This is a genomic window from Streptomyces sp. NPDC005784 (assembly GCF_042871525.1).
Taxonomy (GTDB): Bacteria; Actinomycetota; Actinomycetes; order Streptomycetales; family Streptomycetaceae; genus Streptomyces.
Genome location: NZ_JBIAIQ010000082.1, coordinates 1 through 12517, shown reverse-complemented (window position 1 = coordinate 12517; position 12517 = coordinate 1). Strand labels below are relative to the sequence as shown.

General features: G+C 67.8%; 9 protein-coding genes and 4 pseudogenes. 5 read left to right on the top strand and 8 right to left on the bottom strand.

Annotated elements, in window-relative coordinates; all coding sequences use genetic code 11:
• Window positions 1-143: pseudogene (locus ACFYR3_RS45015) on the top strand (IS982 family transposase); the annotation flags it as partial.
• Window positions 144-429: 286 nt separating this feature from the next.
• Here ACFYR3_RS45015 and ACFYR3_RS45010 read toward each other — a convergent pair.
• The 4 genes and pseudogenes from ACFYR3_RS45010 to ACFYR3_RS44995 form a co-directional block, all read right to left on the bottom strand.
• Window positions 430-3510 carry an NACHT domain-containing protein gene (locus ACFYR3_RS45010; RefSeq protein ID WP_389288171.1) on the bottom strand — a complete coding sequence of 1027 codons (3081 nt, stop codon included), beginning with the start codon at window positions 3508-3510 and terminating at the stop codon, window positions 430-432.
• Window positions 3511-3937: 427 nt separating this feature from the next.
• On the bottom strand, window positions 3938-4132 hold the full coding sequence (locus ACFYR3_RS45005; RefSeq protein WP_389288169.1) for a hypothetical protein: 195 nt from the start codon (window positions 4130-4132) through the stop codon (window positions 3938-3940).
• Window positions 4129-5626, bottom strand: a pseudogene (locus tag ACFYR3_RS45000) (ISKra4 family transposase). Before ACFYR3_RS45000 ends, ACFYR3_RS45005 begins: the two are co-directional and overlap by 4 nt.
• Before the next feature lie 26 nt (window positions 5627-5652).
• Complete coding sequence (locus ACFYR3_RS44995) at window positions 5653-6075, bottom strand: hypothetical protein (protein WP_389288167.1); 423 nt, start codon at window positions 6073-6075, stop codon at window positions 5653-5655.
• A gap of 448 nt (window positions 6076-6523) precedes the next feature.
• Between ACFYR3_RS44995 and ACFYR3_RS44990 the strand changes: the two genes are divergently transcribed.
• Both ACFYR3_RS44990 and ACFYR3_RS44985 read left to right on the top strand, forming a co-directional pair.
• Window positions 6524-7447: a PIG-L deacetylase family protein gene (locus tag ACFYR3_RS44990; RefSeq protein ID WP_389288165.1), complete on the top strand. Its 924-nt coding sequence runs from the start codon at window positions 6524-6526 to the stop codon at window positions 7445-7447.
• 712 nt (window positions 7448-8159) lie between these two features.
• Entirely contained in the window at window positions 8160-9167 is a 1008-nt protein-coding gene (locus ACFYR3_RS44985; RefSeq protein ID WP_355858793.1) for a DUF6215 domain-containing protein, read from the top strand.
• 94 nt (window positions 9168-9261) lie between these two features.
• Here ACFYR3_RS44985 and ACFYR3_RS44980 read toward each other — a convergent pair whose 3' ends face one another.
• From ACFYR3_RS44980 to ACFYR3_RS44965, 4 genes and pseudogenes are all read right to left on the bottom strand, one after another.
• Entirely contained in the window at window positions 9262-10077 is an 816-nt protein-coding gene (locus tag ACFYR3_RS44980) for an endo alpha-1,4 polygalactosaminidase (protein ID WP_389288163.1), read from the bottom strand.
• 226 nt (window positions 10078-10303) lie between these two features.
• Window positions 10304-10366: pseudogene (locus ACFYR3_RS44975) on the bottom strand (hypothetical protein); the annotation flags it as partial.
• A gap of 37 nt (window positions 10367-10403) precedes the next feature.
• Window positions 10404-10550: pseudogene (locus ACFYR3_RS44970) on the bottom strand (transposase); the annotation flags it as partial.
• Between the two features lie 23 nt (window positions 10551-10573).
• Entirely contained in the window at window positions 10574-10837 is a 264-nt protein-coding gene (locus ACFYR3_RS44965; RefSeq protein ID WP_355858787.1) for a hypothetical protein, read from the bottom strand.
• 219 nt (window positions 10838-11056) lie between these two features.
• On the opposite strand from ACFYR3_RS44965, the gene ACFYR3_RS44960 reads away from it, so the two are divergent.
• Together ACFYR3_RS44960 and ACFYR3_RS44955 are read left to right on the top strand one after the other, a co-directional pair.
• Window positions 11057-11617 carry a hypothetical protein gene (locus ACFYR3_RS44960; protein ID WP_355858784.1) on the top strand — a complete coding sequence of 187 codons (561 nt, stop codon included), beginning with the start codon at window positions 11057-11059 and terminating at the stop codon, window positions 11615-11617.
• 321 nt (window positions 11618-11938) lie between these two features.
• Window positions 11939-12298 carry a hypothetical protein gene (locus ACFYR3_RS44955; RefSeq protein WP_389288161.1) on the top strand — a complete coding sequence of 120 codons (360 nt, stop codon included), beginning with the start codon at window positions 11939-11941 and terminating at the stop codon, window positions 12296-12298.
• The last annotated feature ends 219 nt before the right edge of the window (window positions 12299-12517 follow it).

Below are 12517 nucleotides of genomic sequence, written 5' to 3'. Positions count from 1 at the left end.
ACGAGACCTTCAAGGGCCAACTCGATCTCGAACAGCACCGAGGGCGCACGCCCGGCGGTGTCGTCGCCCGCGTCATGCAGCGCATTCTCGCGCTGGCCGCCGCGATCTGGCACAACGACCACATACGACGCAAGATCCTTTAAACGGCGAAGCCGACGTTTCACCCCTTGCCCGCCCGGGCCTGCTCACCCGAAGGCGATGTCCGGGTCCAAGCGTCGGCGGACGGTACCGCCCACCGGCTGGCACAAGTCAGCGGCGCGCACGGTTCACTTCTGCACCGGGTGGCAGGGTCCTCCCCGCCGACGCGGGGGTGTTCTGCAGGCCCGGGACTGGCCCGGCAGGTGGGTCCTGTCCTCCCTGCTGACGCGGGGATGGATCATCGCCGAGCACGATGCACCGAGCGCGCGGTGGGCGGCGGTCGATTCACGTTCAGGTGGAGGGATGAGGCAGCTCATCGAGCAGGGGGGCGTAGATTTCGGCGGTCGCCGCCTGCGTGTCGATCAGGCTGTGCGCCCGGTCCACCCAGTCCTGGGATACGGGGTGTCCGGCCAGCTCCCATTGGCGCAGCACCGTGGCCAGGTAGCGTTTGATGAAGTCAGTTGCGTCCGGGGCGAAGGAGTACAGTGCGGCTCGCACTGCGTCGCGGTGCGCGGCCGAGAAGTCGCCGGCTGTGCTCCACAGTCGAAAGAGCAGTCGTGCCGCTGAGACTGCCTCTCCGTCGGGCAGGACCACGTAGCTGGTGAGTGCCAGGCCAAGGCCGAGCTCCTCCAGGGCCTGGGCCATGTGCAGCAGAGCATCGGTCCCTCTATCGCAGCGCAGATGGGCGTCCCACGCCACCTCGTCCGGGCTGGTGTGCAGCCAGCCGTTGTAACGGCGTCCCTCACTGCCAGGCCCGTAGCTGTAGCTCCAGTACGGGTTCACCGCGCGGGGATCATCCGCACTGTGCACTGGGGGCCCTTCCCACAGGTCAGGCTCCAGGTCATCGTCAAGCCGGACCGTGATGTCGCGCATCCTCCCGTGCCACGCCCTCTCCAGGCTCAGTCGGCCGGCCAGCGCCCGCCACTCCTGCGCGTGCAGTTGCGACTCCAGTAGCAGCATCGTGTCTCGCCACGCGTGGACCGGATCCTGCTCCGCTGGGAACAGCTCTCGCCCCGAAACCTCCTCGGCTACCACCAGCAGGAGCAGTAGCAGGTTCGCGCGGTAGAAGGACGGGGAGGCCGTGGCAGGCCGCACGCCCGGCTGGTAGGCCCCGTACGAGGAGACCGGCCGCTGGTCGAGGGACTCGTGGAACAGCCGCAGCAACAGCCGGCGCAGCTCCTCGCGGTCTTGCGTAGGTAGCGACCGCAGCGCCTCAACCAGGAATGCCACCACCGGCCCGCGCCCCGCGCATGCGGCGAACGACAGCAGGGCGTGCAGGAACGAGTCGTCGGTGCGGGTACGTCGTGTCTTCCGGGCTTCTGCCCGCTCGGCGGCAGTCAGGTCCTGTAGTTCGTGCGCGACGAGCCGGGCGACCAGGAACTCGCCGAAGGTCGCGTGTAAAAACTCGTACGAGCGCAGCCTCGCGTCGTCGCGGAACGCCTCGGCGCGGTGGATGAAAAAGAACCGGCCGATGGCCGTCTGTGCTCCGCTCAACGCGGCTCGCAGCCCCGTGGATGGGGAGTCATGCTGCGGAAGTAGGGCAGACAGATCCCTGTCCAGCTCATCTTCGGTGACCCACTGCCGACCGCGGTTGAACATCGCGAAGGCGGCCACCGAGAGCCGTAGCAGCTCATGCTCGATCTGCTGCGCCAAGTCTTCGTCCGTCAACCGCGCCTCGTGTTTGAGGATCTCCCGGCGCGCGAACCGCGCCAGCAGTCGCTCGTACAACTCGAAGCCGACAAGGGTGCTTGCCTCCCGCTGGTATGCGTTGTCCTGGGCGTCATACAGCGCCAGCATCAGCAGCAGGAGTGGCTGGCTCGCGAGGTCGGGCTGGGTGAGTGCCTGTTCGGGGGTGAGCGGGCGCAGTCCGTGGCTGCTGAAGTAGACAGCGTTCTTCTGGTTCCACATCTCCAGCCACTGTGCAGTCTGCGTGGCGCTGAAAGGTTCGAGCCGGACCGCAATCCCTCCGGGTGTCAGCCGGGCCCGGTCAGCAACGACGGTGCGGCTCGTGACGATGATGGCGAGGGGCCGGCCGAGCGCGGCCTCGCGTTGCTGGAAGTGCGCCACCCGTTCCAGATAGTCGGACTGGTGCAGCCCGGTTGCCTGGAGCAGTTCATCGAAGCCGTCGAGGAGGACGACCGGCAGGGCGGGGCCAGCCGCGCGGACAACGTCCGCCCAGTCCATGGAGCGCTCGCCGGTGGCTTGTTGTATTGCCGCCTCGATCTGGTCCTGTACGCCCGTGTCGGCGGGCACGTCCCGCAGTGGGACCCGCACGACCAGGAAGTCCGCAGCGGGCAGCCGGGCCGCGAGTACCTTGGTTAGGAGCGACTTGCCGGAGCCAGGAAGACCCAGCAGCAGAATCGGTGTCTCAACCGCCTTGGGTGCGGTCAGGAAGTTCTCCATAAACAGATCCAGACCGCGGCGAACCTCGTGCCGCTGCCACCATGCCTCGCTGGTCAGTCGGTCCACCGCGCCAAAGTCCGCCACCCGGAAGTCCGCGCTCACGTACGCCTCACGCAGGCTCGGGATCACCATCGCCTCGGCGGTGTCCTCCGCCCCCAGGACTGGCGCATCGAGCGGCATGGCTCCGGCCCGACGCAGGTAGTTCAGGCGGCCAGGCGGAAGATCCCCATGCCCGAGCCGCGTGACGGTCTCCTCCAGGCGGCGGATCGCGGTCCGGGTCGCCCGGTGGTCGACGCGGTCGGCCCAGATTCCCACGTCCGGGAAGTCCACGGCCAGTTGGCGAAACATCTCCTCGTAGAAGGTCAGCGCGGCCTCCGGTACGCGGTCACGGAGGATCGCGCGCACTTCCTGGCGTACCGAGGGTGTCAAGCGGTCCCAGACCGCAAGGCCGCAGACGTATGTCTCCATGTGCCCGGCCATGGAGTCATAGAAGTCACGCAGTGCCGTCAAGGTCGACTCATACGGCTCGTGCGGCGAAGGCAACGGCAGGTGCGAGCGCAACAAGTGGTCGACGACAGCAGCAAGGCGGCGGGACTCCGGGGCGTCACCGGTGGCTAGCCGTACTGAGTCAGTCCGGCTCGTAGCCAATGCCCGTACGTCGAAGGGCAGTCGCGCCTGGGCCATCGCGTCGCTGTAGGCCGCTACCACAACAACCGCATGAGCAGCGGCCAAGCGCTCGGTGCGCTCGAACCGGCCCAGACCCTGAATCCGTTCAGCCGTACCCGACACCAATGAGCGGCTGAACTCCGCTAGCTGCGCATCGGCCCCGAACAGTGAGAGGACGAATTCGGGTGCGGGCCCCACAGCAGTCGTGAGGGCGCTGCCCACAACTCGGTCCAGCGCGCTGAGAGTTGGGCTGTTCCCTCCGAGCAATCGGACGGCATCGGCGTAACGCAATGGTCCCGGCATCCTCCGCCCCCCTCAGAAGCCACCATGCCCATGCCGTCGCCAGACGCAACCACAACTTCGTCGTCCCCGCCGAGAGAACACGATCTGGCCGGTCCGCAGCAGGCCGGTCGTCCCCGTCACCAGCCGGCCTTGCTGTTCGTCGGCCGCGGCCACACCACGACATCTATCGCAACCAGATCCGCAACCGCAGCACGGCGCCGAGGATCGCCCGCCGTGGCCACTGCACGATAGGGGGCTCGGCATCCTCAAGGACGTCGATGCCACCACCCGCCTGGACCACATCGCATACGTCCCGCAGAGCGCGATCCCGGTGATGCCCGGCCCCGGACCCGACCAGCGCTGAGGACGAGCGGCCTCCGCCCGGATCGCCCCCGCAAGCGGGGGCAGCGCGCGCAGGCAGCAGCCGAAAGGGTCGGCTCTGGCGGGGTCAGGAGACACGCAGCAGGGTGGTTGCGGGGCGGATCGCAGCGGGCCCAAATTTGGCGCGGATGCGGTCGCTGACCTCTTCGGCGACGAGGCGGGCTTCGCGTGCCCGGTCGAGGCTGATCTGTTCAGCGACCTGGTCGGCGGCGATCAGGTCTTCGCCTTTGGGTGCAGATCTAATGAGGGCTCTGGCGTTCAAGCCGCCGGTATGAGCGTGTCGCGGTAGCGGGCCTGGTGGTTGCGGTTGAACTCCTGCTTCTCGTGCCAGGCCCAGTAGCTGTCGAAGTCACCGTTGCTGCGCAGGGCACGCAGTTTCAGGACGGCTTCGGCACCGGTCAGGCCCCAGCGGGCACCGGTGATGTCGAGGCGGTCCTTGACCAGGTGACGGCATGCCCCTTCGATGATCCCCGTGGCGATCGGGAAGCCTTCGTTCAGCGCAGTGTCGTATCGCAGGTGGGCGGCCTTGTTCCGCAGGTAGCCGACGGCGTCGTCGATGCCCTTGCGCGCGCCCGGCCGCAGTCCGGCGTCGGCGGCGGCCGCGGCGATCGAGGCGGCCGCCTGCTCGGACCCGCCGGCCAGGACGGTGCGGGCCTGGCTGGCGACCCAGGCCTCGGCCGCGCGGTCCCCGGCCGGGTGCAGGCAGTGCGCGGCGTCCCACAGGTATTCGAGCACGTGGATGATGTCGATCAGGATGTGCACGGTGATATTGCGGCGCGCTGCCTCGGCTTGGATGAGGTCGAGTTGATGGCGGGCGCCGTCGACCAGGACGACCCAGGTCCGGCGGTGGTCGGGGTCGCGGGCCTCGGCCTGGTCGAACACCGCGGCGATGACCTGTTCGGCGGTGTCGTTCACCGAGCCGCACAGCCACTTGGACCTGGCTTTCGGCCCCGGTCGGCGCTCCCTCTCGGACTCGGCGGGGTCGGCGATGATGTCGTCGACGGTGCGTGGGGCGGGCTCGGCGTCGTAGACGGTGCCCAGGGTGGCCATGCGTTTGCGGCCGTGCTTCTCCCCGGGGGTGAGCCGGGTGGCCATCTTGTTGCCGTTCTTGGCCGCGGCGGCTCTCGCGGTGGCCTCACGCAGTGCCTCCGGCCGTATCACCACACCCTTGCCGTCGGTGGACAGGACCAGAAGCGTGGCACCGGTGCACGGTTCGGGCACCAGGGCCCGATAGTAGGCGTCGATATCGGCCGCGGCGGCCACGGCCAGTTCCTGGACCTGCCTCGGGCCGATCCCGGCGCCGGTCAGCGCGTTGACCCGCTCGCAGGCCTCGGCGAATGAGCCCCGGGCGGACTCGGTCGCAGCAAGCCTGGACAGCCCCAGGCTGTGCATCACCGCCGGCATGTTCAACGCGGCGTCGGCCGGATGCAGATCCACCGCGCCCCTTGCCCGGTAAGCGATCCGGGTCACGGTGACCTTCCCGAATACTGTGGCCAGGATCCTCGCCCGCCCCCGCTCGATCCGAGTCCGCTCGACACCGGCCGCGTCGACGACCTGCCCCGGCCCGCTCCTCGCGGACGGCGCGCAGGTCCAGATGGTCCTGAAACAGTTGCCGGGTCACCTCACGCATCCGCGCGGCCAGGAGGTCCTCCAGCGCGGAATGCGTCAACGCGGCGGCGTCCGGTGCGGCCAGATCCGTGGCCACCCGCTCGAACAGATCGCGCGAGGCGGCGAACGCGGCCTCGGTCGCCGCCAGTTCGTCGTCGGCGTTCTCCGTCGCGCTCACCAGCCCAGCTTCCGGCCGTCGACCTTGAACAGCCCCGGCGCGGTCTCGGCCAGGATCCCCTGCTCCACCAGGCGCTTCAACTTCGCGCGCATCCCCTCCACGTGGCGGGCCTCGGTCTCCAGCCCCAACTGCGCGCACACCTCTTTGCACCGCAGCGCCGCCCCGGTCGTGGCGAACAACGCGATGATCCGCTGGTAGTCCGGCGACATCACCGTCACATCCCCCACCGCCTCCGCCGCCAGCAGTGCCGCAGCCACATCGCCCGCCTCCGGCCCCGGGGCCGCCAGCCCGTCCGCGTCACCCGCGACCGGACCCTCCGCCAGCACCGCACTCACCGTCTCCCGGGTGATCTGCAGCCGGGAGAGCTCGACCGCCGCCCGGGACAACTCCTCGGAAAGCCCGGCGATCCGCTTCCGCAACTCCTCAGCCCTGGACCGACACGCGTTCTCCCTGGTCTCCAACGCGGCCATCAACGACGGCACCCCGCCACCGCACCCTCAACCAACACCCGCACCCGTCGGCGGGCTCACCTCGTCGACGCTAGAGACCGCCCCTCGCCCCCACAGGACAAAGCCCGGCGAATCACTCCAACGAGGCACCCTCATAAGATCTGCACCCATCCGAAAAGGTCAGTAACGCGACCCGACACCACAGGATCAAACGCAAATTACGGGATGAAACATCGGGAGAAGACGATCTCTAAGCAGTACACAACTGGCGCGAAACGTGCCGACGCGACGTCAGCGAGACGTGAGCAAGACGTAAGCGGCTCCTGCGACCGTGGTGACGCATACAGCAGTCGCGCCCGCCCTGTCTTTTCGTACGTGACCGGGACGAGTGCCCCGTGTCGAAATCAGGAGTCGCCGCATGACCGTCCCCCACCATGGTGCTGTCCCGACCGGTCTCTCCCGGAGGTCGGTACTGACCGCGGCCGGCCTGACGGCCGCGGGCGTCGCGTTCCAAGGGTCTCTGGGCGCCGCGAGCGCCGCGGCGGCGACGGCGCCCGCGATCTTCTACTCGCCGCACCAGGACGACGAGGCAATCGGGATGGCCGGCTCCATACTGGAGCACAAGGCCGCAGGACGACCGGTCTACCTGGTGCTCGTGTCCAAGGGCGAGAACGGCGGCATCGCGCAGCGCCTCAACCAGACTCCGTGCCTCCTGGGCGACAAGTGCTCGGCTCCTGGTCACTACCACGAGCTGGGGTGGCAGGAGACATGGCCGACGCCTGAGGTGGTCTCGGCCCGTACGTCCGAGTTCAACCTGTCCGCCAAGGCCATCGGCGTCGACAAGGTCATCAACTTCAAGCTCTCCGACAACGCCTTCGGCACCCCCGGCGAGTACGACGCCTTCGTCCAGCAGATCATCGGCAAGGTCCGCGCGCTCGCCCAGCAGTATCCGGGCGCCTCGCACAAGTTCACCGCGGGGTGGCTCGACAGACTCGTCCCGACGGAGCCCACGAACGCCACGCACAAGGCGTGCAGTGACGCCGCGTACTGGCTGATGAAGAACGGCGAGCTGAAGGACGTCCGCTTCAACCACATCTACGCGTACCAGGCGTTCAGCCGCGACCAGCGCGACCGCGGCGCGGACTACGTGCTCAACATCCCGTCCTCGCACATGGCGAAGAAGCGGGCCGCGATCCTCGCGTACAACACGTGGGACCCGAACCGGAACCTCTACACCACCGGGTACCACAGCGAGCCCACCCTGCTGGAGGAGGCATACGGCGACCCGAGGGAGTTCGTGTACGCGCTGCCATCCAACTACAAGCCCGGCCGGGGGTATTGAGCGGGGGCGGTTGCCGACGAGGCGCTCGGCCCACGGAGCGGGCGCCCTTGAACTCCCCGCCCCACCGGCTTCTGAGAGCCTCCGACACTTGGGCGCAGCGCCTCTTCGCGGTGCCGCCCCCAGGCGTCGGCCCCGACCTCAAACGCCGGACGGGTGGGGATTCACGTCCCGTACGGGCGGGAATCGGCCCAGCTGGGGCCGGGGGCTCACGAAGGCTCTCCGCCCACGCTCTCTGGCTCCACGCCAGCGCAACCGCTGAATGAACGGCCGGGCCGGGTGGCCGACTTGGGCTTGTTGTCCGGGCGGGCATGCTCAGTCGCGTTGTGCACGGTCAAAGGAGCCCCGGCGCGTGCGGCGAGACGGGATGCGTGCATCCCAGTGGCGGCTGCCGGAGGGCCGGCGAATGTAGGTGCGGGATCGAGGCCCCCCTTCGGCCCTTGGTACAGCTGCGATCCCCCGGACTGCGAGGATCTGCCGCAGACCATCACCGCGCAACTGTTCCAAAGTGCCGACGCAACCTGTCTGCCGGTCGCGTCGATCTGGACCCACAGGGGATCGACGATGAAGTCGATGCGGACGAGGCGCATGCCCACAGCACGCGCCTGCCTCACAAACACCGGCTTGGCGTCTCTTGCTTCGGCAGGTGCTGCACGTGCCCGGAACTGTGGCTTCCGTCATGGCGGATTTGATCTTGTTCTGGTGAGATCGCCGGATGCTCGGTTTCCTCCTGCGTCTTCTGCCGTTCTGGGTCCGTGAGCCCCTGCTCATCGTGGTCGGGTCCGTTTTCGGCGTCCGCATCATGTATCTCGCCGTCCGCGATCACGATCGGGTCGCGGCCGCTCTGGGTGTGGTGTTTCTCGTGTTCACCGCGATACGTGTTCACACGGTGGTACGGGCTCTGCGCGCACGCCGGAACCCGGGTCCGGCAACCTCCGCCAACGGGGCGGCAGTCGACGCTGCCGCCCCGCCCCTCCCCCAGCCCCCGCGTCCCGGCCCGGACACTGCGAAGAAGAAGGAGCCCGAGAAGCACAACGCATGGGGCCAGGCCTTCGCGGCCGTGGCCTTGTTCGGGGCACTCGGAGCCACGCTGTGGCTGGGCCCACGCTTCATGCCGTCCGACGACAACACCCCGCACCCCGCGTCGTGTTCGGACGGGGCACACGAGAAGCTGCCGAAGGCCTACAAGCAGACGCCCCGACCCGTGACCGGCGAGGAACTGTGCAAGGCCCTCAACCGGCCGGACCTGGCCCAGCTCCTGGGAACGCCGGGAGAGACCGCGACCACGGCCTCCGGCAGCAACAACACCGCCCCTCTGACGGACGGAAAGGTCGCCGCACCGGAGGCCGAGATCGCGTTCGACACGTACACCGTGAATGTCTCGGCCACCTACAACGAGCTGAGGACCGACCAGTACGTGAAGCTGATGAAGTACGGGGACGAGAGGGACATCAGGACGCTCAAGGTTCTCGGCCGGCCCGCGGTCCTCTCCTCGGATCACACCATGCAAATCAAGATCGATCTCGGGAGCGGCGGATCCGGCGGACCGGTCGGGCAAGGCCCCCTGGCCAGGACACTGACCGTGGCCCTGGACCGCAAGGACCACGGCGGCTCCTGCGACATCACCGTCTGGAGCCAGTCCGGAGCCCTCCCGAGCGACAGCGCTCTCCTGGCCATCGCCGAGAAGGTTCTTCCGAAGATCCCCGAACGACCTGCCCGATGATCCGATGAGACGCGAACGGGCCACACCGATCGGCCGGGGCCGGGACTCCGCCGACGGCGCCGCAGACCGGCACCCGACTCGAGTCGGCCGCGGTCTAGCAGGTCTTGCGCACGTAGCCGCTGCTGCCCGCCGGTTTCACGTCCAGGTCGCGCTGGACGATGCTCAGCGTGCTGCCCCACCCGTTGCAGGCCTTCGACCTGCCGGAGTTGGTGTACTCGATCACTATCACGTTGTTTCCGAAGGCGCTGGTGTAGTCGCCGCACTCGTCGTACTGACCGCACTCCTCGGCCACGGCGAAGTCCAGACCGTTGGCGGTGTGGTTGCTTGCCAGGTCGGGAGTGTTCTTCTGGCCGATGGCCAGGCCGTCCGCGTGGGCACGGGCGGAGAGCAGCTTGATGAACGCCTGCGCGTTGCCGGCCGTCAGACGATTCCCAGAACGGGTGTAGCTGTCGTAGTTGTCGGGCTCGATCGCCTGGAAGCCCTTGGTCTTGCAACTGTCGATGAGGCTTCCGATCTTGCCGGCGATCCGCTGCCGCTTGCCGTCGGTGCTGATGTCGAGGAAGGCCTCGCCCCAGTCCTCGTCGTAAACGACCTTGCCGGACGAGTCGCGCAGCAGCAGGTCGGAGTCCCATTCGCTCTCGGCACTCGGCTGTGCCTGGAAGGCGTTGACGTAGCAGATGTTGTACAGGCCTGCCGCCGGGGAGGCGGCGTTGTCCCGGGTGACGACCTTCACCCCGGCCGGCGGGGTGTAGGCACCGCCGATCTGATAGTCGAAGCCGACGTGTGTGGGCGGCAGGGGCACGGATGCGGCCGGCGCGGAGGTCGCCGGGGTGGCCAGAGCACCGACCAGTGCTGCCGCGCCGATGACGGTGCCCACGAGGTTGCGGGGAGGGAGGCTGAATCGGCTCATGTGGATGAGCTCCCAGGGGGAAGAGGGCACGTCCCCGCCTCGGACGTGTAAGGACGTCCTGGCGACTTGGGCCGGGCTCGTGGCGCGAGGCCTGCATACCGGCTGGGCGTGTCTCTGAACACGGAGCACGGCTCCGGTGTTGTCCGGGAGTAAAACGACTGCCTGTAAAGATGTCAATGCTGGGACTCCTCGCCGACGAATCCTGCGTTTCGTCGGCGAGATTCCACACGTACCGGGCGTGCGCGCAATGCAGCAGCATCTGCCGCTCCTGCTGCGGCGTCGGGTACATACGGAAACGTGACACGAGACCACTCCAGTCTCACAATGTGCCGCCGCAGGCCGAGGGTGTCGACCACGACGTGTCGCTTGCGGCCGTTGACGAGCTTGCCGCCGTCGAAGCCCCGGCTGTCCCCGCCGACGACGGCGTCCGCCTTGACGGACTGCGAGTCGATCACCCCGGCGGTCGGCTGCGCGTCTGCTTGACATCCTCCCCCTCTTAAAAGAGGGGGATTCCAACCCAGTTGGGTTGAGGTTCACGGCCACGCAGCTTCGGCTTGATCGGTTCGACCAGGTCGGCCGCCCGCTCCACCAGCGCGGCAACCGAATGAGCGTCCTCTGTGGCTTCGTCGTCGTGTGATCCGACGGGCGGCTCGTCTTCGCGACCCTCCCGCCGGTGTGAGACGACGTGAATGCATTCGGCTTCAGCAGCGTCGCGGGACACGGCTTCTCGTCCTCCCTCGTGGGCGTCACCGGTGATCATGGAGGCATGCTAGAAGACGACACTCGGACAGCATTCCGAGAGGTGGCTCGCGAACCCTGCGCTCACCGTCGCCGGCCTGGTCTTCCGCCACGGTTGGTACTGCGACCTCGTTGATCCTGGCGTCAATTGGGTCTGCCGGAGCCGAATAGACCGGCCCGTCATGGGAACGATCAGGGCTTCCGACCGGGCATTGGGCCCGCCTACGCGCAAGGATCGTCGATGCTTCCTGAGGTCCGTCCCCACGTATCCACCCCCCTCACGAACCAGCTGGAACACCAGTTGGGTCTGGCTCCGCATATTGAAGCGGGCCATCTCAATGTGGAGCACGTCGCCGGCATCGCGGTCGTCGCCGCAGCTCACTCTGACGGCTATGCCGCCACCGGCCATCTCCTCGGGCTGCTGGCCGCACTGCCTGCCCCCACCAAGGCGGGAGAGCGCTTCTGGTCGGAGCTGTGGAGGTCATCGGGCACCGCCTATCTGCTGCCCGCCAACATCAAGGCCCTGGTGTTGCGCTCGTTGGCCGGAGAGGGAACCGCCCTGGCCCGGCAGATCCTCTCCGCCGTCGACCAGATGACCCCGCCCCAGCGCGTCGCAGCAAGCGAGGTGATCGGACAGGCCCTCGTCGAGTCCGACGACTTCCCCGACCTCAAGACAGAGGTCATCGGCGAACTGTGGCTCCGAGATCTCGAACTCACCGCCTGGCGCGTCCTGCACGCAGACCGCAGGTCAGACGATCCCGTGGGGCGCAAAGCCTTCCTCGATGCCTGGATGAGCGTCTGAAAGGGTTGTTCTCTGGAATGCGTTCACCACATGACGGAACCGCTCCGTAGCCGTGTGCAGTGCTGACAGCGCGAGCTAGCCCGCAGCACCGTCATCTGGGCCGACCAGGCCTCGACTCCCAGGTCGAGGTGGAAGAGGACTTCCTACGCTGCCGGAAGTCGTTCAGGCCGACCGGGGCGAGCATCAGCGGCAGCCTCGAGTGCAGACGACGGGGTGGCCCTCGCGGTCGTTGACGGGCTTCCTCGACAGACGGTCGGCACCCTCCGTGCCTGCTGTCACCACACGTCAGGGGCCGGGTGGCCAGTAAATATAATCTTCCCCATGTCCAAGCCTGACGAGCTGCTCGTAGACGTCGCCACCCTGGTGGAGTCCGGGCAGAGCAACCAGATGTCCCTGACCGTGGTCACCGGTGGTGCCGTCATCACCGGCCGACTGGCCCCTGAAGCGGTGTGGAGGCAGAGGGTGTCGGACGTGCTGACGGACTCCGCCCGCCTGGGCGAGTTCTCAGCCGTCTTCAACACCCCCGCGGAGAAAGACGGACCTCCCTCGCATCTGCACTTCCATGTGGCCCGGATCCTGCAGGGCACGGTCGGAATCCCGGAGACCGGCGGGATGTACCGCGTTGCAATCGCCGACGTCAGCGCCTGGACCATGGGCGACTTCAGCTACTCCGACCACTGAGCAACCAGTGCGACGGGAACCCGTTGCAAGCAGTGTGGGCCAGACCGGCGCATGCCGGCCGGGCCCACACTGCTGTTCAGGTGTCGGCTTCGTGCCTGTTTCCCTCGGTCAGACGGACACGGGAGTGCCGAGCATCGCGGAAGCGTGCTGGAGCGGGCTGAGGATGCGTACGGGTGCGGCCTCGGGGAGGGTACGGCAGGTGAAGCCGAGCTGCGTCAT